The 26,009-nt window shown below is 71.5% G+C and carries 24 protein-coding genes and 1 pseudogene; 16 read left to right on the top strand and 9 right to left on the bottom strand.

Going from position 1 to position 26,009, the window contains the following annotated elements; genetic code table 11:
• Nucleotides 1-909 carry a RimK family alpha-L-glutamate ligase gene (locus QQM39_RS31655; RefSeq protein WP_302000957.1) on the bottom strand — a complete coding sequence of 303 codons (909 nt, stop codon included), beginning with the start codon at nucleotides 907-909 and terminating at the stop codon, nucleotides 1-3.
• A 155-nt stretch (nucleotides 910-1,064) separates the two neighbouring features.
• Here QQM39_RS31655 and QQM39_RS31650 point away from each other — a divergent pair, with 155 nt between their 5' ends.
• Complete coding sequence (locus QQM39_RS31650; RefSeq protein WP_302000956.1) at nucleotides 1,065-2,144, top strand: MerR family transcriptional regulator; 1,080 nt, start codon at nucleotides 1,065-1,067, stop codon at nucleotides 2,142-2,144.
• A gap of 50 nt (nucleotides 2,145-2,194) precedes the next feature.
• Here the strand turns inward: QQM39_RS31650 and QQM39_RS31645 are convergent, their stop codons facing one another.
• The 3 genes from QQM39_RS31645 to QQM39_RS31635 form a co-directional block, all read right to left on the bottom strand.
• Nucleotides 2,195-2,641: an NUDIX hydrolase gene (locus QQM39_RS31645; protein ID WP_302000955.1), complete on the bottom strand. Its 447-nt coding sequence runs from the start codon at nucleotides 2,639-2,641 to the stop codon at nucleotides 2,195-2,197.
• Nucleotides 2,607-3,320 (bottom strand): STM4013/SEN3800 family hydrolase, encoded by a 714-nt coding sequence (locus tag QQM39_RS31640; protein ID WP_302000954.1) that lies wholly within the window; start codon nucleotides 3,318-3,320, stop codon nucleotides 2,607-2,609. The genes QQM39_RS31645 and QQM39_RS31640 overlap by 35 nt, the downstream gene beginning before the upstream one ends.
• Before the next feature lie 190 nt (nucleotides 3,321-3,510).
• The gene (locus QQM39_RS31635; protein WP_302000953.1) at nucleotides 3,511-3,813 is read right to left on the bottom strand and encodes a hypothetical protein; all 303 of its coding nucleotides are present in this window, start codon (nucleotides 3,811-3,813) and stop codon (nucleotides 3,511-3,513) included.
• Between the two features lie 13 nt (nucleotides 3,814-3,826).
• Between QQM39_RS31635 and QQM39_RS31630 the strand changes: the two genes are divergently transcribed.
• The 3 genes from QQM39_RS31630 to tgmC are packed head-to-tail and all read left to right on the top strand — an operon-like array spanning nucleotide 3,827 to nucleotide 7,181.
• Nucleotides 3,827-5,119 (top strand): IS256 family transposase, encoded by a 1,293-nt coding sequence (locus tag QQM39_RS31630; RefSeq protein ID WP_301994513.1) that lies wholly within the window; start codon nucleotides 3,827-3,829, stop codon nucleotides 5,117-5,119.
• A 27-nt stretch (nucleotides 5,120-5,146) separates the two neighbouring features.
• Nucleotides 5,147-6,001, top strand: a complete 855-nt coding sequence (gene tgmB, locus QQM39_RS31625) for an ATP-grasp ribosomal peptide maturase (RefSeq protein WP_302000952.1) — start codon at nucleotides 5,147-5,149, stop codon at nucleotides 5,999-6,001.
• Nucleotides 5,991-7,181: an ATP-grasp peptide maturase system methyltransferase gene (gene tgmC, locus QQM39_RS31620; RefSeq protein WP_302000951.1), complete on the top strand. Its 1,191-nt coding sequence runs from the start codon at nucleotides 5,991-5,993 to the stop codon at nucleotides 7,179-7,181. The genes tgmB and tgmC overlap by 11 nt, the downstream gene beginning before the upstream one ends.
• 110 nt (nucleotides 7,182-7,291) lie before the next feature.
• Here the strand turns inward: tgmC and QQM39_RS31615 are convergent, their stop codons facing one another.
• A complete protein-coding gene (locus tag QQM39_RS31615; RefSeq protein ID WP_302000950.1) occupies nucleotides 7,292-7,999 on the bottom strand; it encodes a FadR/GntR family transcriptional regulator in 708 nt (235 codons plus the stop codon).
• 205 nt (nucleotides 8,000-8,204) lie between these two features.
• Between QQM39_RS31615 and QQM39_RS31610 the strand changes: the two genes are divergently transcribed.
• From QQM39_RS31610 to QQM39_RS31590, 5 genes are all read left to right on the top strand, one after another.
• Nucleotides 8,205-9,581, top strand: coding sequence for an SLC13 family permease (locus QQM39_RS31610; protein WP_302000949.1), 1,377 nt, complete (start codon nucleotides 8,205-8,207; stop codon nucleotides 9,579-9,581).
• Between the two features lie 51 nt (nucleotides 9,582-9,632).
• On the top strand, nucleotides 9,633-11,123 hold the full coding sequence (locus QQM39_RS31605) for an acyl-CoA synthetase (protein WP_302000948.1): 1,491 nt from the start codon (nucleotides 9,633-9,635) through the stop codon (nucleotides 11,121-11,123).
• Nucleotides 11,116-12,456 (top strand): carboxyl transferase domain-containing protein, encoded by a 1,341-nt coding sequence (locus QQM39_RS31600; protein ID WP_302000947.1) that lies wholly within the window; start codon nucleotides 11,116-11,118, stop codon nucleotides 12,454-12,456. Before QQM39_RS31605 ends, QQM39_RS31600 begins: the two co-directional genes overlap by 8 nt.
• Nucleotides 12,457-12,844: 388 nt before the next feature.
• Nucleotides 12,845-13,879, top strand: a complete 1,035-nt coding sequence (locus QQM39_RS31595) for a rod shape-determining protein (RefSeq protein WP_302000946.1) — start codon at nucleotides 12,845-12,847, stop codon at nucleotides 13,877-13,879.
• Between the two features lie 344 nt (nucleotides 13,880-14,223).
• The gene (locus tag QQM39_RS31590; RefSeq protein WP_302000945.1) at nucleotides 14,224-14,538 is read left to right on the top strand and encodes a dsRBD fold-containing protein; all 315 of its coding nucleotides are present in this window, start codon (nucleotides 14,224-14,226) and stop codon (nucleotides 14,536-14,538) included.
• Here the strand turns inward: QQM39_RS31590 and QQM39_RS31585 are convergent.
• A complete protein-coding gene (locus QQM39_RS31585; protein ID WP_302000944.1) occupies nucleotides 14,535-15,236 on the bottom strand; it encodes a response regulator in 702 nt (233 codons plus the stop codon). The two genes, QQM39_RS31590 and QQM39_RS31585, sit on opposite strands and share 4 nt — an antisense overlap.
• Nucleotides 15,233-16,942, bottom strand: a complete 1,710-nt coding sequence (locus QQM39_RS31580) for an ATP-binding protein (RefSeq protein ID WP_302000943.1) — start codon at nucleotides 16,940-16,942, stop codon at nucleotides 15,233-15,235. The genes QQM39_RS31585 and QQM39_RS31580 overlap by 4 nt, the downstream gene beginning before the upstream one ends.
• 97 nt (nucleotides 16,943-17,039) lie before the next feature.
• Between QQM39_RS31580 and QQM39_RS31575 the strand changes: the two genes are divergently transcribed.
• The 5 genes from QQM39_RS31575 (at nucleotide 17,040) to QQM39_RS31555 (ending at nucleotide 22,506) form a co-directional block, all read left to right on the top strand.
• A complete protein-coding gene (locus QQM39_RS31575) occupies nucleotides 17,040-18,047 on the top strand; it encodes a tripartite tricarboxylate transporter substrate binding protein (RefSeq protein ID WP_302000942.1) in 1,008 nt (335 codons plus the stop codon).
• Nucleotides 18,048-18,064: 17 nt separating this feature from the next.
• A complete protein-coding gene (locus QQM39_RS31570; protein ID WP_302000941.1) occupies nucleotides 18,065-18,589 on the top strand; it encodes a tripartite tricarboxylate transporter TctB family protein in 525 nt (174 codons plus the stop codon).
• A gap of 34 nt (nucleotides 18,590-18,623) precedes the next feature.
• Nucleotides 18,624-20,105, top strand: a complete 1,482-nt coding sequence (locus QQM39_RS31565) for a tripartite tricarboxylate transporter permease (RefSeq protein WP_302003792.1) — start codon at nucleotides 18,624-18,626, stop codon at nucleotides 20,103-20,105.
• Between the two features lie 31 nt (nucleotides 20,106-20,136).
• On the top strand, nucleotides 20,137-20,532 hold the full coding sequence (locus QQM39_RS31560) for a universal stress protein (protein ID WP_302000940.1): 396 nt from the start codon (nucleotides 20,137-20,139) through the stop codon (nucleotides 20,530-20,532).
• Nucleotides 20,533-20,763: 231 nt separating this feature from the next.
• Nucleotides 20,764-22,506: a VanW family protein gene (locus tag QQM39_RS31555; RefSeq protein ID WP_302000939.1), complete on the top strand. Its 1,743-nt coding sequence runs from the start codon at nucleotides 20,764-20,766 to the stop codon at nucleotides 22,504-22,506.
• A gap of 15 nt (nucleotides 22,507-22,521) precedes the next feature.
• On the opposite strand, the gene QQM39_RS31550 is transcribed toward QQM39_RS31555, so the two are convergent.
• Nucleotides 22,522-23,016: an SCO4225 family membrane protein gene (locus tag QQM39_RS31550; protein WP_302000938.1), complete on the bottom strand. Its 495-nt coding sequence runs from the start codon at nucleotides 23,014-23,016 to the stop codon at nucleotides 22,522-22,524.
• Between the two features lie 563 nt (nucleotides 23,017-23,579).
• On the opposite strand from QQM39_RS31550, the gene QQM39_RS31545 reads away from it, so the two are divergent.
• Both QQM39_RS31545 and QQM39_RS31540 read left to right on the top strand, forming a co-directional pair.
• Nucleotides 23,580-24,269 (top strand): class I SAM-dependent methyltransferase, encoded by a 690-nt coding sequence (locus QQM39_RS31545; protein ID WP_302000937.1) that lies wholly within the window; start codon nucleotides 23,580-23,582, stop codon nucleotides 24,267-24,269.
• Between the two features lie 293 nt (nucleotides 24,270-24,562).
• Entirely contained in the window at nucleotides 24,563-24,769 is a 207-nt protein-coding gene (locus tag QQM39_RS31540) for a hypothetical protein (protein WP_302000936.1), read from the top strand.
• Between the two features lie 91 nt (nucleotides 24,770-24,860).
• Here QQM39_RS31540 and QQM39_RS31535 read toward each other — a convergent pair.
• Nucleotides 24,861-25,910 (bottom strand): annotated as a pseudogene (locus QQM39_RS31535) (dihydrolipoamide acetyltransferase family protein); the annotation flags it as partial.
• Nucleotides 25,911-26,009 lie beyond the last annotated feature (99 nt).

Genomic DNA, 26,009 nt, shown 5'->3' with positions numbered 1-26,009 from the left:
CTACTGCTGCTGCTCCGCCGCCGCCAGGATCGCCTCCACCACCCGCGGCACCGACCCGGGGTGCAGCGACAGGAACAGGTTCGGTTCGACCAGCTCCAGTTCCATGACCCGCGGCTGGCCGTCCTCCCCGTCGACGAGGTCCACGCGCGCGTACAGCAGCTCGGGGGCCTCCGGTACGGCGGCCAGGGCGCGTTCGGCGACGGCGAGTTCGGCCGGGGTGGGGGTCCAGGGTTCGAGGCCGGGATGGGCGACCTTGCGCTCGTCGTAGGGCGTCCCGGGGGTGAGGACGGCGCCCTTGCGGCTGGCGTGCAGCAGGCGGCCGCCGTAGAACTGCAGGGCCCGCTCCCCGCTGACGTCGATGTTCTTGAGGTAGGGCTGCACCATCGCGGTGAACCCCTCCGCGTGCATGCGCGCGAGCTGGCGTACGGCGGTGTCGTGGTCGTCGGGTGCGTAACGGGCGGCGAACCGCGCACCCGCGCCGGAGGTGGGCTTGACGACGTATTCGTGATCGACGGGGAGCCCGTCGATGGCGTTGATGCCGTCGGTGCCGTCGGTGCCGTCCCCGGGCGCGATGTACCGGGTGGGCACGACCGGCACGCCCGCCTCGGCAAGCCGGCCGAGGTACCGCTTGTCGGCGTTCCACCGCACCACCTCGGCCGGGTTCGCGAGCCGGGTGGCCTTGCCGCACCGCTCCGCCCACGCCAGGAACTCCGCCGCCCGCCAGCTGTAGTCCCAGGTGGAACGGATCACGGCGAGGTCGTACCCGCCCCAGTCGGCCCGCTCGTCGTCCCACACCACGGACTCCGCCTCGGCCCCGGCCTCCCGCAGCGCCCGCACCAGCACGGGGAGGTCGCGGTCGACGGCGACCTCGGGGCCGGGACGGCAGGTGACGAGGGCTATGCGGGGCACGGCGGGCTCCTTCGGGCGGATCGGTCGGGCGGATCGGTCGGGGCGGGCGGATCGCAGGCTAACAACCTCCGCCGCAACCGAAACAGCCCGCTTGACCTTCACCTTCGGTGAAGCCACAGCATCGGTGACGGAACCGGACAGGTACGGGGGTGCGCATGCGGCCGGAAATGCTCACGATCGGCGTCTTCGCGAAGGCGTGCCGGCTGTCGCCGAAGGCACTGCGTCTCTACGACGAGCTGAACCTGCTGCGTCCGGCGCGCGTCGACCCCGACACGGGTTACCGCTACTACGCGCCCGCCCAGCTGGAGCAGGCACGTCTGGTCGCGTGGCTGCGCCGCTTGGGCATGCCGCTGGCGCGGATCCGTGAGGTGTGTGGGCTCGCGCCCGAGGAGGCGGCCGCGGAGATCCGCGCGTACTGGGCGCGGGTGGAGGCGGACACGGCGGTACGGCGGGACCTGGCCGAGTTCCTGATCGACCAGCTGACCACAGCGTCGAGGAACGACAGGAAGGACACCACCATGCTGGAACTCCACTACTCCGCCCACTCGGACCGAGGCCGGGTCCGCCCCGCCAACCAGGACACCGCCTACGCGGGCACCCGGCTGCTCGCGGTGGCCGACGGCTGCGGCCCCGAGGGCGCGGCGGCGAGCAGCGCGGCCGTGGAGGCGCTGCGCTTCCTGGACACGGCCGAGCTTCCGGCGGGCAACGTCCTCAACCTGCTGGAGGAGGCGGTGCAGGGCGCCACGGAGGCGGTCCGGGACGCGGCGGACGGTGCCGGCGAGGACACCGGCACGACACTGACGGCGCTGCTGTGGACGGGCTCGCGGCTGGCCCTGGTGCACATCGGCGACTCCCGTGCCTATCTGCTCCGCGACGGCGCCCTCTTCCGCATCACCGACGACCACACGGTGGTCCAGTCGCTGATCGACGAGGGCCGCCTGACCCCGGAGGAGGCCAAGACCCACCCCCAGCGCGCCCTGCTCCTCAAAGCCCTCTCCCCCACCACCCCCGCGACCCCGGACCTCCGCCTCCACGACGCCGCCCCCGGCGACCGCTACCTCCTCTGCTCCGACGGCCTCTCCGGCGTCGTCCCCGACACCCACATCCGCCACCTCCTCACCTCCGCCCCGGCCCCCGACACCGCCGTACACGCCCTGATCGCCGCGGCGAACGACGCCGGCGGCCCGGACAACGTCAGCTGCGTGGTGGCGGACGTGGTGGAACGGGGGGCCTGAGGAGCGACAGAGGCCGTGGGCCGTAGTACGCCTGAGCTTGCCGGAGGCTTCTAGGTGTCGGCGGGCGTCCTGGCCGCGAGAAGCAGTGCCAGCGGGCCACCCTGCAAAAGGAAGCGGCCCTCATCGACAGCCTTGAGGGCCGCTTCCATCGACCACCACATGAGCTTGAAGTCCGCTTCCCACGGCATGAGCTGCTGAGGGCCGCAGGTGAGCTGTGTGGCCTCGAAGAGGTGCACCCTGGCGGTGGAGTTGAGCGTCATGGCGTACGAGCCCAGGTGCCGCCAGGACTCGGCGGTGATGCCTGCCTCTTCGAGGAGTTCGCGGTGAGCGCATTGTTCCGGCGTCTCGCCGGGCTCCGCCTTGCCTCCGGGGAGGAACAGGTACTCGCCCCCATGGTGGGGGAAGTCTGCGCTCAGGATGGCGACCTGTCCGTGATCGTCACGGGCGACGATCACGGAAGCGTCAGGCTTCGAATCGCTGCCGTGGGCTTGAGTCATGCTCCGTGAGCGTAGCGGCGGGTTCCCTCAGCATGGCGGCGAACGGCACGTTCAGGACGGTCGGATGAGCGATCCTCCGGCCGTGGTAGCCGTCCTCACCGAAGGCGTCGCCGTGATCTGCGCACATGATGATCAGCCATCTCCTCTTGCGGGTGAGGCTGTCGATCAGGCGGCCCAGACGTTCGTCCGCGTAGGCGAGCGCGGCGGCCTGGGAGAGCCAGGAGTCGGTGCAATCGCCGGTGTAGTGGCCATGGGGGACGTGGGTGGCGGAGACGTTGACGAACAGGAACAGCGGCCGGTTGACGTAGTTGTCGGCGACAGCCAGCGCCTGGTCGACCTGGTGGCGTGTGGAGTCGGGCTCCGGGGAGCAGAACTCGGGGCGCCAGTGGTCCTCGTGAAACATGTCGGGCAGCACCGAGCCGAGTGGGGTCTCCCGCGAGAAGTACGTGACGCCGCCGACGCACACGGTGCGATAGCCGTGCTGCGCGAGGCCAGTGAGGAGATTCGATGCGTCGAAGACGAACGTGCCCGCATCGACGGTCTTGAAGGCGGGCGGGCGGCACTCCCACAGCCGCGGCGGCTGTACGGGCTGCGGGAGCTTGGGCAGGAAGCCCGAGAAGAAGGCGATGTGCCTCCTCGGGCCCGGCTTCTTTCCTCGTGGTTCCCCGCTGTTCCCCACTCGATCCGGTGTGCCTATGGTGCGGGCGGCTGTGGTGCGCGCACGACGCCCGGAAGCTTCTGATCCGTAGCACTGTAGAGATCGGTCATTGGAGGTCATACAGGCTGCCGTGAGGGCTATGAGGGCTGCTGTGGGGCGCTGCCGGCTGCTGAGGTTGCTGTACTTCTCTGCACTTCTCTGCTGTACCGCATCACAGATCCAATCGGGACTCCGTCTCACGGCTCCCCCGTCGCAACACGAAGTACGCCGGCCTGAACGGCAGGCTGCGCAGCATCGGCTCCATAATCCTGAAAAGCGCTTCGGCGTCCGGTCCGTAGGCGTACAGCACGGCCTCCCCTCCGCCGAACTCGTTCCCGTCGACCTCGCCGACTCTCGCGTTCTCGACGGCGACCTCCATGGCCCGCTCTGCATCGAAGATCGCTTCGCGCTCGGCAGGTGAGCCGTACTCGACGTCACTCGGGACTGTAAATCGTTCGGTGTAACTCCCGATCATGGAAGATGCACCGATGACCAGTGAGAACGTGGCCGAGCACGAGGTCGGCGAGTCGGCGGCGGCTGTGTCGGCGAAGGCCGTCGACGACCAGCTGATCGACGAGTTGGTGAGCCGGGCGCAGGCAGAGGGTCTGCAGCTGACCGGTGAGGGCGGGCTGCTCCAGCAGCTGACCAAGCGGCTGCTGGAGTCCGCCCTGGAGGGCGAGATCACCGACCACCTCGGCTATGACAAGCACGATCCGGCGGGCAAGGACGGCGGCAACTCCCGCAACGGCAAACGCTCCAAGACCGTGCTGACCGAGGTTGGGCCGGTGGAGATAGCCGTGCCCCGAGACCGGGACGGCTCGTTCGAGCCGAAGATCGTCAAGAAGCGGCAGAAGCGCCTGACCGGCGTCGACGAGATGGTGATCTCGCTTGCCGCGAAGGGCCTGACCACCGGCGAGGTCCAGGCCCACCTGGCCGAGGTCTACGGCGCCGAGGTCTCGCGGCAGACCATCTCCACCATCACCGACAAGGTCCTCGAGGGCATGGCCGAATGGCAAAGCCGCCCACTCGACGCCGTCTACCCGGTGGTCTTCATCGACGCCATCCACGTGAAGATCCGCGACGGCGCAGTCGCCAACCGGCCCATCTACGTGGCCCTGGCCGTGACCGTCGAGGGCCGGCGCGAGATTCTGGGCCTGTGGGCCGGCGACGGCGGGGAGGGTGCCAAGCACTGGCTGCACATCCTCACCGAGATCAAGAACCGCGGCGTCGCTGACGTGCTGATGCTCGTCTGCGACGGGCTCAAGGGACTGCCCGAGGCGGTGGAGACGGTCTGGCCCCGCACCATCGTGCAGACCTGCGTGGTCCACCTGCTGCGGAACTCCTTCCGCTATGCCGCCCGCCAGGACTGGGACAAGATCGCCAGGCTCCTCAAGCCCGTCTACACCGCGCCGACCGAGGAGGCCGCCCTGGACCGGTTCGCGGAGTTCGCCGACGCCTGGGGCAGGAAGTATCCGGCGATCGTCAAACTCTGGGAGAACGCGTGGGAGGAGTTCACTCCGTTCCTGCGCTTCGACACCGAGATCCGCCGCATCGTCTGCACCACGAACGCGATCGAGTCGGTCAACGCCCGCATCCGGCGGGCAGTCAAGGCCCGCGGACACTTCCCGAACGAGCAGGCCGCCTTGAAGTGCGTCTACATGGCCATCATGTCCCTCGATCCCACCGGCAAGGGCCAAGCCCGATGGACCATGCGCTGGAAGACCGCGTTGAACGCCTTCGACATCACCTTCGACGGCCGGCTCTCAGCGGCCCGCCACTAACCCAACCACCCCAGTTACACCGTTCGTTTGACAGACCCCTTCCCGGCCACCCTGTCGTGCTCCGCCTCCATCGGCGACACCGACAGGTGGCGAGGAAGCGTGCAGACCCCGAGCCGGCGAGCCGACCTGGGCGCCGTGAGGTCCATGTACTACCGGCGCCCCTCCGGGTTCGCCTTTCCTCACCTCGACAGGCAGGCAGAGCGGTTCGCCATCGCGCACGCCCGCTACGGGCTGGGCGGCATCCTCACCTCGCTGCCCGGCTGCCTGTACGTCAATCACCCCAACCGCATCGGTGACGCCGAGTACAAACCGGCCGGGCTCGCGGCCGCGGCGGCGGCCGGCTTCACCCTGCCGCCCACGCTGATCACCAATGTGCCTGACGACGCGCGGACGTTCATCGAGGATTACGGCCCGGCCATCTTCAAACCCATCTCGGTCCCGCTCTACCTGGTCGACGGCAAGGCCCAGACGGTTCCCGTAACTGAGGTGACCGCCGACGAGATCGACGACACCGTGGCCGGCACCATGCACCTGTTCCAGAAACGTGTGGAGAAGGTCGCGGACGTCCGGGTCACGGTCATCGGCGAGCAGGTCTTCGCGGTGCGGATCGACTCCGGTCTCCTCGACTGGCGTACCGACTACGGAACCCACACCTACACGCCCGTCACGACGCCGCCTGAGGTGGAGCGCGCCATGCGTGCCTACCTGAAGCACTTCGGGCTTGTCTTCGGGGCATTCGACTTCGCCTTGACCGACTCCGGCGAGTGGGTCTTCATCGAGTGCAATCCTTCGGGGCAGTGGGCATGGATGGAGCCACCGACCGGGCTGCCCATGACCGCGGCACTCGCCGATCTCCTGGAAGGAGGACTCCGTGGCCAGTGAGCCTGATGCCGAGACAATGGCAGCCGACCTCCGACGGCAGCTGGCCGCCGGACTGGAGAAGGACGGCTGGCTGCGGTCACCTCAGTGGCGGGCTGCCGTTGAGGCAGTGCCCCGCCACGTGTTCATTCCGCGCTTCTACCGCGAGAGCGACGGCCCCGGTGTCACCACCTGGGAGCCGGTCACCGAGGCGAACGTCGGCCAGGAAGAGTGGCTCCGGCTCGTCTACTCCGACGAGACATGGATGACCCAGTTCGACGGCCGGGACATCGACTGGGCCGATCCGAAGCCGATCAGCAACGCGGCCCCGACCTCATCGTCCACGCTGCCGAGCCTCGTGGTCCGGATGCTCGAAGACCTGGACGTGCGCGCAGGCATGAACGTGCTGGAGATCGGCACAGGAACCGGCTACTCGACGGCACTGATGTGCCACCGGCTCGGCAGCGAGGCCGTGACCTCGATCGAGACGGACGAAGGTGTGGCACGGCGAGCCCGCGAGGCTCTCGCGAGGTCCGGCTATACCCCTGACCTGGTGGTGGGGGACGGCCGCGTCGGCCACCTCGACGGAGCCCTCTACGACCGGCTGATCGCCACGTGCGGCTTCCGCAACATCCCCCCTGCCTGGCTGGAGCAAGTGCTGCCCGGCGGCGTCATCCTCGCCACCCTGCGCGGCTGGATGCGCCCCCTCGGCCTGGTCAAGCTCATCGTCACCGGCGACAGCGCGAGCGGCTGGTTCAGCGAGGACGAACCGAGCTTCATGATCGCCCGCCAGCAGGACGCGCCGGAGAGCCTCGGCATGGTGCCGGGCCCCGACGATGGCACGAAGCGGACAGCCACGTACGGGCCGGAAATCCTCACCACCTCGGGGCCCGGCTTCATGGCACAGCTCGCGGCGCCAGATGCCCGCTTCTTCTCCATGTCGGTCGACGCCGGGCCGGTGAGCACGTTCGTGCTGGACAGCGGCACTGATTCGTTCGCCGTCCTCACTCCCACGGACAACGGCTGGGAGGTCCGCCAGGGCGGCCCGCGCCGCCTCTGGGACGCGGTCGAGTCGGCGGTGGCCACCTGGGAGGAGTACGGCTCACCGAGCACTGCCGCGTTCGGGGTGACGGCATCCCATGAAGCGCAGGTGGTCTGGCTCGGGAACCCGGACGGCCCCCAATGGCCGCTTCCCACCTCGTGATCAACGCCGCCGACCGCGATGCTCCTGCGAAGGCCGTACGGCTGGGGGCATGACTGATCACCGCACCGCAGCCTCCGGCTCCTGCCGCGGCACCAGTTCCGGTTGGGCGGTCAGTTTTCCCCGTCCGGCTCCCAGTCCAGCAACCGCACCTTCGCGACCGTACGGACATGGCGGCGCATGGCCGCGGCCGCGCGGGACGGGTGGCCGGCGGCGATCGCGTCGAGGATGGCCTGGTGCTGGGCGAGGGAGCGGCCCGGGCGGTGGGGCTGGCGGAGGGACTCGGTGCGGCTCTCGGCGATCTGGCCGGCGATGGAGCGCATGAACTCGGCGAGGATGCTGCTGTGCGCGGCGGCGGTGACCGCGGCGTGGAAGAGGCGGTCGCCCTCCACTCCGTGGCCGTTGCCCTCGATCTCCTCGGCCATGTGCGCGAGGGCCGACCTCATCGCCGCGAGGTCCTCCTCCGTACGGCGCTCGGCGGCCAGTTCGGCGAGTTTCGTCTCCAGCGCCTCGCGGGCCTCCAGGACGTCGGGGAGGCGTCGGCGGCGCTCGACCATCCGCTCCACCGGCTCCACGTCGAGGCTGTCGCGCACGAGGTAGGTGCCGCCGCCGTGCCGCACCTCCACCAGGCCCTGCACCTCCAGGACCACGATCGCCTGCTTCACGGACGCCCGGCTGACCCCCAGCCGCTGGGCCAGGTCGCGCTCGGTCGGCAGCCGGTCCCCGGCGCCGAGGCCGCCCTCGGCGACGTACGCGCGCAGCCGGTCGAGCACCTGCTCGTAGAGGCGCTGCTTGGTCATGGGGCGCAGGGCGTCGGTCACGGGGTCCCCCTCTCGCCGGGAGCGTAACACCGGGCCGTTCGGTGGCCGAGTGGCCGAGTGGCTGAGCCAATTCTGCGCGACCCCTTGACGTCCCGTCCTCGCGAGCCCACGCTTTCCAGCCAGCGCCACCGGAATTGGCTCAGCCACTCGGCCACTCAGGGGCGTGTACCCGCAACCGCTCCGGGACCCAGAGACGGGAGCCCGTATGTCCCCCGAACTCATCTCGATCCTCGTCCTCGCCGTGGTGTTCGTCATCGCCACCACCCGCTCGATCAACATGGGCGCGCTCGCCTTCGCCGCCGCCTTCGCAGTCGGCACCCTGGTCGCCGACCTCGACGCGGACGGCATCTTCGCCGGCTTCCCCGGCGACCTGTTCGTCGTCCTCGTCGGCGTCACGTACCTCTTCGCCATCGCGCGGGCCAACGGCACCACCGACTGGCTGGTGCACGCCTCCATCCGGCTTGTCCGGGGGCGCGTGGCGCTGATCCCCTGGGTGATGTTCGCGCTCGCCGGCGCACTCACGGCGATCGGCGCGGTCAGTCCGGCCGCGGTCGCGATCGTCGCGCCGATCGCGCTGAGCTTCGCCGCCCGCTACGGGATCAGCCCGCTGCTGATGGGCGCGATGGTCGTGCACGGCGCGCAGGGCGGCGGCTTCTCGCCGATCAGCATCTACGGCTCGATCGTCAACGGCATCGTCGAGCGGGAGAAGCTGCCGGGCAACGAGGTCGCGCTCTTCCTGGCCTCCCTGATCGTCAACATCCTCATCGCGGCGGTCGTGTTCGTCCTCTTCGGCGGGCTGAAGCTGTGGGCGCAGGGGGCGGTGGACACCGCGGCGGACACGGCACCGGACGGACACAGCAAGGGCGCCACCGACGCCGACACGGACGCTCCGGGCGAGCCCCCCTCCGGCGGCGGGGGCACGGGCGAGGCCGCCACCACCGTCACCCGCCCCGCCCCCACCGCCACCCCGGTCGCCACCACCCCCCTCACCCCCGCCCGCACCGCCACCCTCCTCTCCCTGGTCGCCCTCGTCGTCGCCGTCCTCGCCTTCGACCTGGACGCCGGTCTGACCGCGATCACCCTCGCCGTCCTCCTGAGCACCGCGTGGCCGGAGGACAACCGGAAGGCGGTCGGCGAGATCGCCTGGCCGACGGTGCTGCTGATCTGCGGTGTGCTGACGTACGTCGGCGTCCTGGACGAGATGGGCACCATCACCTGGGCCGGCGAGGGCGTCGGCGGCATCGGCGTCCCGCTGCTGGCCGCCGTACTGCTCTGCTACATCGGCGCCATCGTCTCGGCGTTCGCCTCGTCCGTCGGGATCATGGGCGCGCTCATTCCGCTGGCCGTGCCGTTCCTGGCGCAGGGCGAGATCGGGGCCGTCGGGATGGTGGCGGCGCTGGCGGTGTCGGCGACGGTCGTGGACGTGAGCCCCTTCTCGACGAATGGTGCGCTGGTGCTGGCCGCGGCACCGGACGTGGACCGTGAGCGTTTCTTCCGGCAGCTGATGGTGTACGGAGCGATCGTGGTGGCGGTGGTGCCCGCGGTGGTGTGGCTGGTGATGGTCGTGCCGGGCTGGGGGTAGGCCGACAGACGACAGCAGCCGGTGTCCCTTGAACAGTTAAGGAGTACGAGCGTGTCCTCTCTCTTCCCCGCCCTGACAGGCAGCCAGCCCGACCGGCCCGCCCTGCGGTTCGGCGACCGCTCCCTGACGTACGGCGAGCTCGGCGCCGCCTCCGGTGCCCTCGCGGCGCGGATCGGCGGGGCGGGCAGAGTGGCCGTCTGGGCGACCCCGGCACTGGAGACGGCCGTGGCGGTGGTGGCGGCGCTGGAGGCCGGGGTCGCCGCCGTGCCGCTCAACCCCAAGTCCGGGGAGAAGGAGCTCGGGCACATCCTGTCCGACTGTGCGCCGTCGCTGGTGCTGGCCGCAGCGGGGGACGAACTCCCCGCCCCGTTGGGCGACTTGGTGCGCATCGACGTCGACGCGCACGCCACCGGCCCGCTCCCCGCCCCTTCGGTGTCCGCCCCTTCGGTGTCCGCCCCGTCGATGTCCGCCCCGTCGGTGTCCGGCGAGGACCCCGCCCTGATCGTCTACACCTCCGGCACCACCGGCCCGCCCAAGGGCGCCGTGATCCCGCGCCGGGCCGTCGCCCACACCCTGGACGCGCTCGCCGACGCCTGGCAGTGGACCGGCGAGGACGTCCTCGTCCACGGGCTGCCCCTGTTCCACGTCCACGGCCTGGTCCTCGGCATCCTCGGCCCGCTGCGCCGCGGCGGGTCCGTACGCCACCTGGGCAGGTTCAGCACGGAGGGAGTCACGCGCGAGCTGAACGACGGCGCGACCATGATGTTCGGTGTGCCGACGATGTACCACCGCATCGCCCAGGCGCTCCCCGAGGACCCGGCGCTGGCGCAGGCGCTGGGCAAGGCCCGCCTCCTGGTGTCCGGCTCGGCCGCGCTCCCCGTGCACGACCACGAGCGGATCACGGCCGCGACCGGGCAGCGGGTCGTCGAGCGGTACGGCATGACGGAGACGCTGATGAACACGAGTGTGCGGGCGGACGGCGAACCTCGCGCCGGCACCGTCGGCATCCCGCTGCCGGGCGTGGAGCTGCGGCTGGTGGAGGAGGACGGGACGCCGATCACGTCGTACGACGGCGAGACCGTGGGCGAGATCCAGGTGCGCGGCCCGAACCTGTTCACCGAGTACCTGAACCGTCCCGACGCGACGGCCGCGGCTTTCACGGAGGACGGCTGGTTCCGCACCGGCGACATGGCGGTGCGCGACGGCGACGGGTACGTCCGGATCGTCGGCCGCAAGGCCACCGACCTGATCAAGAGCGGGGGGTACAAGATCGGGGCGGGTGAGATCGAGAACGCGCTCCTCGAACACGCCGGGGTGCGGGAGGCCGCGGTCACCGGCGAACCGGACGCCGATCTCGGCGAGCGGATCGTGGCGTGGATCGTCCCGGCGGATCCCCAATCACCGCCGTCCGCCGAGGAGTTGGCGGACCACGTCGCCGCCCGCCTCGCCCCGCACAAGCGCCCGCGCAAGGTCCACTACCTCGACGGCCTCCCCCGCAACGACATGGGGAAGATCATGAAGCGGGCCCTGACCCATGACTGAGCGGCGCCTGTCGGCACGCGAGGTCGTCGCCCGGCTCGCCGACGACTCCACGTTCACCGAACTCCCCCACCCGGAACGGCAGTCCGGGCCGGACGGCCCGCTCGCCTGGCAGGGCTACGGCGCCTCACGCGCGCGTGCCGCCGAGCGCACCGGCGAGGAGGAGTCGGTCGTCTGCGGCACCGCGAGCGTGGCGGGCACGCGGGCCGTGCTGCTGGCGTTCGAGTTCGGCTTCCTGGGCGGCTCGCTCGGCGAACACACCGGGGATCGGCTGGAGGCGGCGTACGCGTACGCCCGCGCCCACCGCCTCCCGGTCGTCCCGCTGGTCGCCACGGGCGGCAGCCGGATGCAGGAGGGCATGGTGGCGCTGACCCAACTGCAGCGCGTGGCACGGCAGTCGGCGCTCACGCGGGAGGCGGGCCTGCCCCAGATCGCGGTCCTGCGCGACCCGACGACGGGCGGCGGCTGGGCCACCCTCGGCGCGGGCGCCGACGTCGTCCTCGCCCTGCCCGGGGCCCAGGTCGGCTTCGCGGGCTCGCGGGTCCGCCCGCCGGACGCGGATCCGGCGGCGTACACGGCCGAGGCGCAGGTCGCGGCGGGGGCGGCGGACGCGGTGGTCCGGCCGGAGGAGCTGCGGGAGGTGCTGGGGCGCTGGCTGCGGTTGCTGGCGGGACCGCCCGCCCAGGAGGCCGCGGTGCCCCGCGCCCTGGGTGCGCGCGAGCTGCCGGCCACGGGCTGGGACGCGGTCCGGCGCGCCCGCGCCCCGCGACGCCCGCGCGCCGAGGCCTACTTGGACGCCTGTTTCACCGACCGCGTCGCGATCGGCGGCGACCGCTGCGGTGGCGTCGACACCGAGGGCATGCTCTGCGGCTTCGGCGCGCACGAGGGCCGTACGGTCGCCTACGCCGCCCAGACCGGCACCGCGACCCGCCCGGCCGGCTACCGCACCGCCGCCCGTCTGATCCGCTTCGCGGACCGGCTCGGCGTCCCGGTGCTGACACTGGTGGACACGCCGGGCGCCGCCAATGACGCGGAGGCGGAACGGCAGGGGGTGGGCGCCGCGATCGCCGACGTGTTCGGGGCGGTGGCCGCGGCCCGCGTCCCGATCACCACGCTGCTGATCGGCGAGGGCGGCTCGGGCGGCGCGCTGGCCCTGTCGGCGCCGGGCAACACCTGGGCCACGCCGGACAGTTACTTCTCCGTCATCGCGCCCGAGTGGGCGGCGGCGATCCTGAAGCGGGGGCCGGAGGAGGTGGAGGCGACGGCGGACCAACTCCGCGTGCGGCCGCAGGACTTGGTGGAGTTGGGGGTGATCCGGGGAGTCGTCGAGGGGTAGGGAAGGGGCGGAGACCGGGACGCCCTCGACGCCCTCGGCGCCCAGCCGCCCCTGGGCCTCCCGTCATCGGCGACGCCGACTCCCCCAGGCCACCGAACGACGCCTCCGCACGGCCTCCAGCGACGTGACCGCCGGCCCCCTCCGGCCCTACCCCGAAGCCACCCGCCCCGGTGATCCGACACGCCGCCTGACTCCCCATCAGTAACAAAACCCCCCATTCAGCGGCACCCCACCCGGCCCCCTCCAAAAGGCGCCCCCCTCCCGGCCGCCCGCACGATGCGAGGGAGGCCGCCACACCCGCCGGCCCCGCGAACACGACCCACACACCTACGCGAGGCCCGCCACCCACCCGGCGGACCCATGGTCTGCGCTCTCGGGAGGACCCCCCATGACCGCCACTCCGGAGCAGCTGCGTCGCTGCCACTTCGCCGTCGACCTGGGGGCGGCCAGGACCCGCGTCTACGTCAAGGGCGCCGGACTCGTCGTCGACCAGCCCTCCGCCGCCGCCGTCAACACCCGTACCGGCGCCCTCATCGCGGTCGGTGAGTTCGCGGAGAAGATGACCGGCCGTACCCCGGACTACATCCGCGTCGTACGGCCCGTCTCCGGCGGCACCGTCGTCGACATCGAGATGGCGCAGCGCATGCTGCGGCAGCTCCTCGGTGACAAGATGCGCCGCACCCTGCGCCGCAAGCCGTTCCTGCGCGCCGCGGTCTGCACTCCGCACAACGCCGACCCGCTCGCCCAGCGCGCCGCCATCGAGACGCTCGTCGGGCTCGGCACGCGGCGCGTGGAGCTCGTGGACACGCTCATCGCCGCCGCCGTGGGCTGCGGGCTGCCCGTGGAGCAGCCCGAGGCCAGCATGATCATGGTGTGCGGGGCGGCCGCGACCGAGGTCGCCGTGCTCTCCCTCGGCAACATCGTCACCGCCGAACGCGTCCGGGTCGGCGGCGAGGCCGTCGACCACGCCATCGTGCAGCACCTGCGGCACGAGCACGAGCTCATGCTGCCCAGCCAGAGCGTGCGGCCCCTGCAGCTCGCCCTGTCCGGGAACGGGCTCACGCCCCACGGCCCGGCCTCCACCGAGATCCACGGCCGCGACGTCTGCACCGGCCTCGCCCGCAGCGTCAAGGTCGACACCGCCGCCGTACGGCACGCCATCCAGACCCCGCTCACCGTCGTCCTCGACAGCATCGGCAAGGTGCTGCGCGACTGCCCGCCCGATCTGGTCGCCGACCTCGCCGACCGCGGGATCATGATGGTCGGCGGCAGTGCGCTGCTGCCCGGGTTCGACCAGATGCTGCGCCAGGCCACGCACATGCCCGTGCACATCGCCGAGCGGCCCGACATCTGCGCCGTACAGGGCCTGGGCACCATGCTGGAGGGCAGGGTCGAGCCACTGGAACTGGACCCGGCCACCTGAGCCCGGTGTCAGTGTCAGTGTCAGTGTCAGTACGGCAGGATCCGCCCCGAGGGGGTGCGTCGGTCGATCTCGCCCCTGGTGTCGCGGGGAGCGGCGGGCCGGCGGGTGACACGCACACGGACGTGGGCCTGGGGGTTCATGGCGCCCTCCTCGTTCGATGGCTCGGGTCCGTTGCGTCCAGCCTTCTCTCCGCAACCTTGTGGCACATCGTGCCCACGGAGACTCTTGTCATGCCTCCGCGGCAGGAGCGGTTGGCAGGTGCCGCTCGCGCTGGACCCGGCCGGGGAACAGGCGCACGCTCATCAGTGGGGGGTTCTTTCCGACCCCGTACGGGAGTGATCTCGATGGAAGACAAGAACTGGACCGTCCGGATCCACATCACCGAGGACGGCGACGACACCCGCGCCGAGGCCGTGCTGACCACGCAGGACGCGTCCCAGGACACGCCCGAGGGGGGCACGTCGGCCGTCACCGGCCGCGGTGTCGCCCACCGCAATCCGATCGACCGGCCCATCGCCGAGATCGGCGACGAACTCGCCGCCAGCCGCGCCCTGGAGGACCTGGCCATCAGGCTGCACGACATCGCGTCCGACGACATCGTGGAGCTGGCCGGCCCGGCCGACCAGGGAGGCGGCGGCCGGGCGTGGGAGACGCCCTAGCCGCCCGGCCGGACGCCCTGACCGTCCAGCCAGCTGTACCGCCGCTCCGGCCGCCCCGCGTGTCCGTAGCGCAGCGACACCTCCGCCTGCCCGGTGACGCTGAAGTGCTCCAGGTACCGGCGGGCGCTGACCCGTGACACGCCGAGCCGGGCGGCGCACTCGGCGGCGGAGAGGCTGCCGTCGGCCGCCCGCAGCTCCCGTTCGATCAGCTCGGCGGTCTCCACGCTCATGCCCTTGGGCAGGGTGGCCGCCGTGGCGGCCGGCGCCGCGCCCCGCGCCAGCGCCCGGTCCACGTCGGACTGCCCGCTGACGACCGCCGCGTAGAGGTTGCTGCGCCGGGCCGCGTACTGCTCCAGCCGCGCCCTGAGATCCCCGGCGTCGAACGGCTTGAGCAGATAGTCGACGACGCCCTGCCGTACGGCGCCCCGCACCGCGTCCGACTCGCGCGCCGCGCTGATCACCATGACGTCGCAGTCGTGCCCGGCGGTCCGCAGCCGGGGGATGATCTCCAGGCCGAACATGTCGGGCAGGTAGAGGTCGAGCAGCACCAGGTCGGGTTGCAGTTCGGCGACGGCGGTGAGCGCCTGCTCCCCGCAGTTCGCCGTGCCGATCACCCGGAACCCGTCGACGTCATTGACGAACCCGCGGTGGATCCGCGCCACCATGAAGTCGTCCTCCACGATCAGGACGTCGATCATCGGACTCCCTCCGTCGCTAGGTCGGCCGGACGGCCGACGGACATCCGGGCGGTGAACATGGCGCCCGCCTGAGTGTTGGTCACCGACACCTCACCGCCCCGGCGTTTGCACACCAGCCGCGTGAGGGCCAGGCCGATCCCCCGGTCGCCGCCCTGGGCGGCCTTGGTGGTGAAGCCGTGCGAGAAGACCTCCTGCGCGAGCTCGGGCGCCACCCCCGGCCCCGAGTCGCGTACGACGATCTCCACGCTGGAGGCGTCCTGGCGCAGTTCGACCTCGACCCACGCCTCGTGGTCGCCGTCCCCCGCGGACGGTGACACCGATCGGGACCCGCTCGCGGCGGCGTCGACCGCGTTGTCCACGAGATTGCCGAGCACGGTCGCCACGTCCGCGGAGTCGGTCGGCTCCAGCCGGTCCAGGGCGGTCCGCTCGGAGATCTTCAGCCGCACCTTGCGCTCGGCGGCGAGCGCCGACTTCGCCATGAGCAGCGCGGCGACGGCCCGGTCGCGGACCCGGCTGGTGAGGTTCAGGTCGAGCGACTCACGGTGTTTGCGCAGGGCGCGGACGTACCGTACGACCTCGTCGTGCTCGCCGATCTGGATGAGCCCGGAGATCGTGTGCAGCTGGTTGGAGAACTCGTGGGCCTGGGCGCGCAGCAGCTCGGTGGTGCTGCGGAAGGACCCCAACTCCCGTTCCAGCTGGGCGAGTTCGGTGCGGTCGCGCAGGGTCGTCACCGAGCCGAGGCGGCGGCCGTCCTTGGTGACGTCCATCCGGTTCATCACCAGGACCCGGCCCCGGCGTACGACGACCTCGTCCCGCCGCGCCAGATCGCCGGGCTCCTCCTCGGGCCCACTCCCGGCCAGGACGTCGTACAGCCGCCCCTCGATCCCCAGGTCGGCCAGGCTCATTCCGACGCAGTTCTCCGGCAGGTCGAGCAGCCCCCGGCCGACCGCGTTCACGAGGGTGAGGCGCTGCTGCGGGTCGAGGGCCACCACGCCCTCGGCGATCCCGAACAGCATCGCCTCGCGGTGTTCGGCGAGCCCGGCGATCTCGCGCGGCTCCATGCCGAAGGTCTGCCGCTTGATCCGCCGGGCCAGCAGCCAGGAACCGGCCACCCCGAGGACGCTGGCGACGCCGAGGTAGACGAGCAGATAGGACGAGGCGCCGACCAGCCGCTGCCCGACCGACGGCGAGGCCCGCCCGATCATCACGGTGCCGAGGTGGTCCCCGGCCTTCAGGCGGCGGTCCTTGTCGTCCTCGGCCTGGAGCACCGGCGCCTGCGCCACCAGCTCGGTGACGCCGTCCACCGGCAGCTCGCCGGACCAGCCGCGGCCGTCGGCGACCTGCGGGCCGTCGGACGGCATCCGGGTGCCGACCAGCGTGGGGTTGGTCGAGGCGACGATCTCGCCGCCGGCGTCGGCGACCGTGGCGGAGGTGACGCCGGACCTGGTCAGCGTGGACTGGAGCAGCGGCGCGAGCATCTCGGCCGGGGCGGGCCGCACCAGCTGGGTGCGGACGAGGGGGTTGCCCGCCATCTCCTCGGCGAGCGCGGTCACCCGGCGCCCCTCGACCCGGTCGAAGGTCGCCTTCGACTGCGACAGCGAGACCGCGGCGACGGCGGCCAGCACGATCACGACAATGGCGAGCTGCCATACGAGCAGCTCACCGGCGAGCGTCTGGCTCCGTTTTTGCCGTGCCGTTATGACCACTATGAACTCAACCTTCAATGGTCACAGAACCGAGACGGGGTGTCTCAGGAATCGCACAATCATGGCGCCGGATCCGGCCGAGCGAAAGAGATGAGCCATGAGAACTCGACGAGCCGCACTTGTCGGCGCTCTTGCCGCGGTGTCGATGGTCGCGGTCAGCGCCTGTGGCGCCACCGCCGACAAGGAGGAGTCCGGGAGCGGAGGCGACGGCAAGCCCGTGACGGGCCTGCGCCTGATGGTCCCCAACACCCCGGGCAGCGGCTACGACCTCACCGCCCGCACCGTCTCCCAGGTCATGCAGGACACCAAGGTCGCCTCCGGCATCCAGGTGTTCAACCTGCCCGGCGCCAGCGGCACGGTGGGCCTGCAGCGCCTGGTGAACGAGAAGGGCAACGGCAAGATGGCCATGCAGATGGGCCTGGGCGTCGTCGGAGCCTCGTACACCTCCAAGTCCGAGGCGACCCTGACCGACACCACGCCGATCGCCAAGCTGATCGAGGAGGCCGGCGCGATCGTCGTGCCGAAGAACTCCCCGTACAAGTCGATGGACGACCTCGTCACCGCCTGGAAGAAGAACCCCAAGAAGTTCGCCGTGGGCGGCGGCTCGTCACCGGGCGGCCCGGACCACCTCCTCCCGATGCAGCTGGCGAAGGCCGTCGGCATCAAGCCGAAGGACGTCAACTACGTCTCGTACGACGGCGGCGGCGAGCTGCTCCCGGCCATCCTCGGCAACAAGCTCGCCTTCGGGGCGAGCGGCTTCGGTGAGTTCCTCGACCAGATCGAGGCCGGTCAGGTGCGCGTCCTCGCGGTGACCAGCGAGAAGCCGATCGACGCGCTCAAGGACGCCCCCACGCTCAAGGACCAGGACATCGATCTGGTCTTCACCAACTGGCGCGGCATCGTGGCCCCTCCCGGCATCACCGACGAGCAGAAGAAGACCTGGATCGACGCGCTGACCACGATGCACGACTCGGACGAGTGGAAGGCGCAGCTGGAGAAGAACGGCTGGGTCGACGCCTTCGCCACCGGTGACGAGTTCGGCACCTACCTGACCGAGCAGGACAAGGCGGTCGCCGACCTGCTGGCCGAGCTCGGGCTGGCATGAGCTCCCCGGTGAATCCCGTGACGGAAGAGACCGTGGCGGACTCCCGTCCGCCCCGGGAGGGCGGGGACCGCGCGCAGTACGGCATGTGCGTGTTCCTCGCCCTGCTGGGCACCGCGGTGATCGTGGACGCCCTCGGTATCCCGCACATCACCAGCGGCACCGACCCGGTCGGCCCGCGCGCGGTCCCGCTGATCCTGGGCGGCCTGCTCCTCCTGCTCGCCGTGCTGTACGCCGTCGACGTGGCCCGGGGCGGCCGCGGTGAGCCGGAGGCGGGCGAGGACGTCGACCTGTCGAGCGGCAGCGACTGGCGCACGGTGGCGCTGCTGATCGCGGTGTTCGTGGCGAACGCCCTGCTCATCGAGCGGCTCGGCTGGGTGATCAGCGGGGCCCTGCTCTTCTGGGGCACGGCGTTCGCCCTCGGCAACCGCCACTACATCCGCAACCTCCTGATCGCGGTGACGCTCTCCCTGACGACGTTCTACGCGTTCGCGATCGGCCTCGGGGTGAACCTCCCCGCCGGTGTCCTGCAAGGAATCCTGTGAGGCCTGGCCCGTGACGGACAACCTGAACAACCTGATGCAGGGCTTCGCGGACGTCATGGATCCGCTGAACCTGCTGCTCGCCCTGGTCGGCGTCGTCATCGGCACCGCGGTGGGCGTCCTGCCGGGCATCGGCCCGGCGATGACGGTGGCCCTGCTGCTGCCGGTGACGTACGGCATGGAGCCGGTGCAGGCGTTCATCATGTTCGCCGGCATCTTCTACGGCGGCATGTACGGCGGCTCGACCACCTCGATCCTCCTCAACACCCCCGGCGAGTCCTCGTCCGTGGTCACCGCCATCGAGGGCAACAAGATGGCGAAGGCGGGCCGGGCGGCCCAGGCCCTGGCCACGGCGGCGATCGGGTCCTTCGTGGCGGGCACGATCGGCACGCTGCTGCTGGTCCTGATCACGCCGTTCGTGGTCGACTTCGCGGTCAGCCTGGGCGCCCCCGACTACTTCGCGCTGATGCTGCTGGCGTTCATAGCCGTGACGTCGGTGCTGGGCTCGTCCCGCATCCGGGGCTTCATCTCGCTCCTGCTGGGCCTGACGATCGGCCTGGTCGGCATCGACTCGGTCTCCGGCCAGCAGCGACTCACCCTGGGCGTACCGCAGTTGGCCGACGGCATCGACGTCGTCGTGGTCGCGGTCGGCATCTTCGCGGTCGGCGAGGCGCTGTGGGTGGCCGCGCATCTGCGGCGCAAACCGGCCGAGGTGATCCCGGTGGGCCGCCCGTGGATGGGCAAGAAGGACTGGAAGCGGTCCTGGAAGCCCTGGCTGCGCGGCACGGCGTACGGCTTCCCGTTCGGCGCGCTGCCGGCCGGCGGCGCGGAGATCCCGACGTTCCTGTCGTACGCCACGGAGAAGCGGCTGACCAAGCACCCCGAGGAGTTCGGGAAGGGCGCGATCGAGGGCGTGGCGGGCCCGGAGGCCGCGAACAACGCGTCGGCGGCGGGCACGCTGGTCCCGATGCTGGCGATCGGCCTCCCCACGAACGCCACGGCGGCCGTGATGCTGGCGGCCTTCCAGTCGTACGGCATCCAGCCGGGGCCGTTGTTGTTCGAGCGCGAGGCGAGCCTGGTCTGGGTCCTGATCGCCAGCCTCTTCGTCGGCAACCTGCTGCTGTTGCTCCTGAACCTCCCGCTGGCCCCGGCGTGGGCGAAGCTGCTCCAGATACCGCGCCCGTACCTCTACGCGGGGATCCTGTTCTTCGCGTCGATGGGCGCCTACGCCGTCAACGCCCAGCCCCTGGACCTGTTCCTCCTGCTCACCCTGGGCCTCCTGGGCTTCGCCATGCGCCGCTTCGGACTGCCGGTGCTGCCGCTGATCGTCGGCGTGATCCTGGGTCCGCGCGCGGAGCTGCAGGGCCGGCGCTCCCTGCAGCTGTCCGGCGGCGAGCTGTCGGGGCTGGTGGGCGGGCCGGTGTCGTACCTGGTCTACGCGGCGATCGCGCTGGTCCTGGTGTGGCCGCTGATCGGCCGGTTCGTCGTACGTCCCCTGCGCGCGCGAAGCGCAGCATGAGAGATGCAGCCCGAGAGATCTGGAGATCGAGATGACCATCCTGGTCGGCTACGTCCCCTCCCCCGAGGGGGAGGCGGCCCTGCGCGCGGGGATCGACGAGGCCCGTCGGCGCGGCGAGAAACTGCTGGTGGTGAACACCACCCGGGGCGACGCCTATGTCGACCCCCACTTCGCCCAGGCGCCCGACCTCAGCCACGTACGCGAGGACCTCGCGGCGCTGGGCGTCGACTTCGACCTCCGTCAGGTCCTCGGCGCCCGTGACGCCGCCGAGGAGATCATCGACCTGGCGGAGAAGACGGGCGCGTCCCTGGTGGTGATCGGCCTGCGCCGGCGCAGCGCGGTCGGCAAGCTGATCATGGGCTCGGCGGCGCAGCAGATCCTGCTGGGGGTGGGCTGCCCGGTGCTGGCGGTGAAGGCGGGGTCCTGAGCGGGATGCGTGGGCCTGAGCGGGATGCGTCGGCCTGAGCGGGATGCGTCGGCCTGAGCGGGATGCGTCGGCCTGAGCTGCGGCAGGCGCGTGACGTGAAACATACGTGGTCTGCGACATAGGCGTTTCCGCCCGATTATGGCTAGCTGGATGTGCTTGCCTCGCGCACAGCGGCGCGTCATCGGACGCGCCGTCCCAGCCGTCCCAGCCGACCATCCGCCCGGGAGACCCATGCGCCTGCGCGTACCCTCCGTTCCGCGACGTCCCTCAGCTCCCCGTATCGCCTCCCTTCCGCCCCTCGCCCTGGCCGGGGGCGCGCTGACCGTCGGCATCGGCGGCCTGTACGTCGCCGGACTGCTGCTCGCGGGCGGGGACATAGACGCCGGCACGACGGTGCGCGGTGTCGACATCGGGGGCCTGAGCCGTGCGGAGGCCATCCGGAAGCTGGAGGACCGGCTGGACCCGGCCGGGTCACGCGAGCTGACCGTGACCGTCGGCGACCGCAAGGGCACGGTCGATCCGCGCCAGGTCGGAATCACCTTCGACTACGAGAAGACGGTCGACCACGCTGCGCGCACCCACGCCGCCGACCCGTTCACCGTGATCGGCGGCCTCTTCCGCTCGGGCGGCGCCGTCGAGCCGGTCGTACGCGTCGACGAGGACAAGGCCGACGCCGGGCTCGGAAAGCTGGCGAAGTCACTGGACCAGAAGGTCCGTGACGGCGCCGTCACGTTCGCCGCCGGCGAGGTCCGCCAGGTCGCCCCGCACAACGGCTACGCGCTGGACACGGACGCCGCCGTCGACCCCCTGCGCACCGCCTTCCTCAGCGGCAAGGCCGACTCCGTCACCGCCCTGCCCGCCCGCGAGACGAAACCGAAGGTCACGGCGGCGGAGGTGCGGCGGGCGGTGCGTGAGTTCGCGCAGCCTGCCATGGCGGCGCCGGTCAGACTCGCGGCGGCGGGCGAGCGGTTCACGATCGACCCGGACGTCCTCGGCGAGTACCTGACGATGCGGCCGGACAGCGCCGGCAGGCTGACCCCGAAGCTGGACGCCAAGGGCCTGCGCGCCGCCCCCGCGGTGGCCGAGCCCCTGTCCGACCTGCCTGCCGAGCCCCGGAACGCCACGCTGGACCTCGACGGCGACGAGGTCGTGGCGGCCGACGACGCCAGGTCCGGCGTCCAGGTCACCGACGAGGCGCTGGGCAAGGCCGTGCTGCCGCTGCTCACCAAGTCGGGCATCACCGCCCGCACCGGCGAGGTGGCCGCGCGGGTGACCGAGCCGCAGGTGACCGCGGAGAACGCCGCGCGGCTGGGCCTGACGGAGAAGATGTCCTCCTTCACGGTCAACTTCGAACCGGCCCCGTACCGCACGAAGAACATCGGCCGGGCCGCGGAACTGATCAACGGCTCCGTCGTCATGCCGAGCCAGACCTGGAGCTTCAACAAGCGGGTCGGTGAGCGCACCGAGGCCAACGGCTTCACCGAGGGCATCATGATCCTCAACGACGAGTTCACCAAGGCCCCCGGCGGCGGCGTCTCGGCCGTCGCCACGACCATGTTCAACGCGATGTTCTTCGCCGGGGTCAAGCCCCTGGAGTACGGCGCCCACTCCTTCTACATCGAGCGCTACCCGGAGGGCCGCGAGGCGACGGTCGCCTGGGGCAGCCTGGACCTGCGGTTCAGGAACGACTCCGGCAACGCCATCTACATCCAGGCCGAGGCCACCGACACCTCGGTGACCATCACTTTCCTCGGCACCCGGAAGTACGACGAGATCAAGTCGGTCACGGGGCCGCGCGAGAACGTGAAACAGCCGGAGAAGAAGGTGAGCACCGACGAGAAGTGCGTGCCGCAGACCCCGCTCGAAGGCTTCGACGTCAAGGTGGAGCGGGTCTTCTACGCCGACGGCCGGGAAGTGAAGCGGGAGCCGTTCCGCACCCACTACACGCCGCGTGACGAGATCGTCTGCGAGTGACGCGCTTCCCGCCCGTCAGACGGCCGGGCGCGCTTCCCTTGCCCGCGGCCGGTGGGCGAGCCGGCCCAGCAGCACGGCGTTGAACAGCCCGGCCAGGGCCGCACCGGCACAGAACAGCAACGGGCTCAGCCAGGCGAGCGAGGAGGCCCACTCCATGGGCGTCGTCACCAGCAGGGCGAGGATGCTGAACGGCGCCGTGGCCATGAGCGGCCAGATCCCGGCGAACCCCGGGTCCGGCGACAGGTATGCGGCCCACAGGAAGAACCCCGGCGACGCCGCGACCACGGCGAGGTACCCGCGCGCGAGCCAGTTGTCCACCGCGGGCGCCGGCAGATCCCGGGCCCTGCCCGTGCGGGGCCGCACGGAACCGGCCCCGTCCGGCACGGCGCCCGCGGACCTCGTGACGAGGGCACCGAGCACGGCGGCGTTCACGACAGCGCACACGAGCCATACGGCCCAGAAGCCGACGGCGAGCACCTCGACCGCCCCACCGCCCCTCGGTACCGGCACCGAAGGGAAGGATCACGGGCGCGAAGGAATGGGGCGCGGTGAGCATCATCGGGCTCTGGGCGAAGCCGCTGTCCGGGAAGAGGACCATGACCAGGACGCCGACGGCGACGACAGCCAGATAGCCCCGGGCGAGCCAGTTGCCCGTGGCGAGCGCGAGGAGCCGGCGCAGCCGCGGGAGGCGGCTCGGACGGGACGTGTTCGGCATCGGGTTTCCCTCGCGTCGGTCCGGATCGGTGACAGCTGTTCGGCCTCACGGGTCCAGGTGAGCATGCCCTCGGGGGTCATCTGGGGGCCGAAGTTGGGCAGGTTGATGCCGCATTTCACGTGGTCACCGGCCCGGGGAGGGTGAGCCCGAAGGGGGCGTGGCGGGCCGTGGCGACCGGGTTCGGTGCGGCGTGGAGTCGAGGCGCTGCGGACGGTCGCGGGGACGGCGTGGGAGTCGGTCCGTGTCCTGCTGGGCGGGACGTGAGGTGACGCCGGGTCTCACCGGGCCGGCCCCCTACCAAGACCTAGGCTGGCCCGCGTCTCCCGAACCGCGGAGACGGCACCCGCGGGAGGTGACCATGCGCGATCACCAGGACCGGCACGACCACGAGCTGGGCGAAGCGCAGCGCACGCACTGGCAGGAGACGTACACCGAGCACCCCGGAATGTACGGCGAGGAACCGTCCGCTGCGGCCCGGCACGCCAGGGACGTCTTCCGCGCGGCGGACGCCACCGACGTCCTGGAGCTGGGGGCCGGACACGGGCGGGATGCCCTGTACTTCGCTCGGAGCGGCTTCACCGTCCAGGCCGTCGACTTCAGCGCCACCGGACTGCGGCAGCTGCGCGAAGCCGCTCACTCAAGGGGGGTCGCCGAGCGGGTGACCACCACGGTTCACGACGTACGCGACCCGCTGCCGTTGCCCGCTGCCTCCGTCGACGCGGTCTTCGCGCACATGCTGCTGTGCATGGCGTTGTCCACCCAGGAGATCCACGCCGCAGTCGGCGAAGTCCGCCGCGTCCTGCGCCCCGGCGGCCGCTTCGTCTACACCGTCCGGCACACCGGCGACGCCCACTACGGCACGGGCATCGCCCACGGCGACGACATCTTCGAGCACGGCGGCTTCGCGGTGCGCTTCTTCGACCGCGCCCTCGTCGACGCCCTTGCCACAGGCTGGACCCTCGACGAGGTACACGCCTTCGAGGAGGGCGAACTGCCTCGCCGCCTGTGGCGCATCACCCAGAGCCTGCCCCGCCCCACCGCCCACTGATCAACAGCCGGGCAGCGCGGCATCCTTGCAGCCGCCCGATCAGCAGCCAGATCACCGAAGATCTCGCGCCGCCACACCACAGCGGCCGAGAACTCCGCGCGGCTGGGCCTGACGGCTACTCGATCCTGCTCGATCCAGGGTGGTGCAGCGTTCGCTGCACCACCCGACCGCACCCAGGTGGACACAAGCAGCCCTTCGAGGCCTGCCGTACGTGGCCATGAAGACAGCGACTCTCCCGACGCTGATCCCAAACCTTGCAGCACGCAGGCGAGGCGTGTCGCCATCCCCACACCGTGACACTACGTGACGACCGCGACACGCGCGCCACCGCGCAGCGCGAGCGTCCGCAGCGGGACTACTCCGTGCCGTCCGCCGGCAGGCGCTCCGGCAGCCCGAGCCGCGGGACCTGGTCGTCGTGGAACGTGACGATCTCGGTGATCGCCCCGCCGGTGATGCGCAGGACGTCGATCGTCAGCGGCAGGCACGCGCCCTCCTCGTAGGTGGTTCGGGCAGCGGTCGTGTGCCGAGCCGGGAAGTGCCGCTGACGCCCAGACGAGGCGTCCGGCCGCGCACCCTGGGGGAAGGTGGTCTTCAGCCCTCTCCGTGTTCGGCTCCGCCGCCGCAACGGCCGGATGTGATGTCGTCGATGACGTGGCGGAGGAATCCGGCCGCGGTGCCGCCGTCGCAGACGCGGTGGTCGAAGGTCAGTGACAGGTGGACGACCTTGCGGACCTCCACACGGCCGTCCACCGCCCAGGGGCGGTCGAGGAGGCGGCCGACGCCGAGCATCGCCGTCTGGGGGTGGTTGAGGATCGGGGTGGCGCCGTCGGCTCCGAGGACGCCGTAGTTGTTGAGGGTGAAGGTGCCGCCGGTGCGGTGTTCGGCGGGGAGCGCGCCACGCCGGGCGAGGCCGGTGAGCCGTCGCAGTTCGGCCGCGAGGGCGTCGAACGGCAGCCGGTCGGCATCCCGCAGCACGGGGACGACCAGCCCGTGATCCGTCTGTGCGGCGAAGCCGAGGTGTACCTGCGGCATGCGTACGATCTCCGCGCGGTCGGCGTCCACCCGGGCGTTCAGTGCGGGGAACGCGGCCAGGCCGCCGAGGCAGGCCCGGGCCAGCAGCGGCAGCACGCCCGTGTCCTGGACCGCCCGGGCGGCGAGCAGACCGGTGGCGTCGGCGTCCGCCCATATGGTGACGGCGGGTGTGTCGCGGTGAGCGCGGACGAACTTCTCGGCGGCGGCGTCCATGGGTATGCGGGTCCCCGGTTGGCGCGGTTCCGGCCGCCGGGGGGCCGTGCTCTCGCCCGTCCGCGGATGCGAACGGCGGGTCGCGGTGCGTACGAGGCCGGCCCCTGCCCCGGTCCCGTATCCCGTGAGGACCGCGCCCGAGCCCCCGGTGAGTTCCCCGGCCGAGCCGTTCTCCGACGGTGCCTGGGACACCGACAGCAGCGGTGCGCCGACCTTGACGATCTCGCCGGAGCCACAGTGCAGGGCCGTCACCGTCCCGGCGAAGGGACTCGGCAGGGTCACGACGGACTTGGCCGTCTCGACTTCGACGACGGTCTGGTCGTGCGTGACCACGTCACCTACCGCGACCTGCCAGTCCAGCACCTCCGCCTCCGTCAACCCCTCGCCCAGGTCCGGCAGATGGAAGGTCCCGACCTGGTCGGCCGCCACTCGCGCCTTCTCGTCGGTCACCGCGCGCGCGTCGGTGGCAGCCACCTCCCGTCGTACGCCCCGGCC

The sequence above is a fragment of the Streptomyces sp. DT2A-34 genome (genome assembly GCF_030499515.1).
GTDB lineage: Bacteria > Actinomycetota > Actinomycetes > Streptomycetales > Streptomycetaceae > Streptomyces.
This window is presented reverse-complemented; position numbering and strand designations above follow the sequence as displayed.

Bases quoted from the DNA above. Each gene is read 5' to 3' on its own strand.
- QQM39_RS31555 (WP_302000939.1), top strand. From the start codon at position 20,764: ATGCGCCTGCGCGTACCCTCCGTTCCGCGACGTCCCTCAGCTCCCCGT.
- QQM39_RS31630 (WP_301994513.1), top strand. From the start codon at position 3,827: ATGACCAGTGAGAACGTGGCCGAGCACGAGGTCGGCGAGTCGGCGGCG.
- QQM39_RS31565 (WP_302003792.1), top strand. From the start codon at position 18,624: ATGCAGGGCTTCGCGGACGTCATGGATCCGCTGAACCTGCTGCTCGCC.
- QQM39_RS31545 (WP_302000937.1), top strand. From the start codon at position 23,580: ATGCGCGATCACCAGGACCGGCACGACCACGAGCTGGGCGAAGCGCAG.
- QQM39_RS31645 (WP_302000955.1), bottom strand. From the start codon at position 2,641: ATGACTCAAGCCCACGGCAGCGATTCGAAGCCTGACGCTTCCGTGATC.
- QQM39_RS31610 (WP_302000949.1), top strand. From the start codon at position 8,205: ATGTCCCCCGAACTCATCTCGATCCTCGTCCTCGCCGTGGTGTTCGTC.
- QQM39_RS31600 (WP_302000947.1), top strand. From the start codon at position 11,116: ATGACTGAGCGGCGCCTGTCGGCACGCGAGGTCGTCGCCCGGCTCGCC.
- QQM39_RS31595 (WP_302000946.1), top strand. From the start codon at position 12,845: ATGACCGCCACTCCGGAGCAGCTGCGTCGCTGCCACTTCGCCGTCGAC.
- QQM39_RS31575 (WP_302000942.1), top strand. From the start codon at position 17,040: ATGAGAACTCGACGAGCCGCACTTGTCGGCGCTCTTGCCGCGGTGTCG.
- QQM39_RS31650 (WP_302000956.1), top strand. From the start codon at position 1,065: ATGCGGCCGGAAATGCTCACGATCGGCGTCTTCGCGAAGGCGTGCCGG.
- QQM39_RS31585 (WP_302000944.1), bottom strand. From the start codon at position 15,236: ATGATCGACGTCCTGATCGTGGAGGACGACTTCATGGTGGCGCGGATC.
- QQM39_RS31635 (WP_302000953.1), bottom strand. From the start codon at position 3,813: ATGATCGGGAGTTACACCGAACGATTTACAGTCCCGAGTGACGTCGAG.
- QQM39_RS31560 (WP_302000940.1), top strand. From the start codon at position 20,137: ATGACCATCCTGGTCGGCTACGTCCCCTCCCCCGAGGGGGAGGCGGCC.
- QQM39_RS31590 (WP_302000945.1), top strand. From the start codon at position 14,224: ATGGAAGACAAGAACTGGACCGTCCGGATCCACATCACCGAGGACGGC.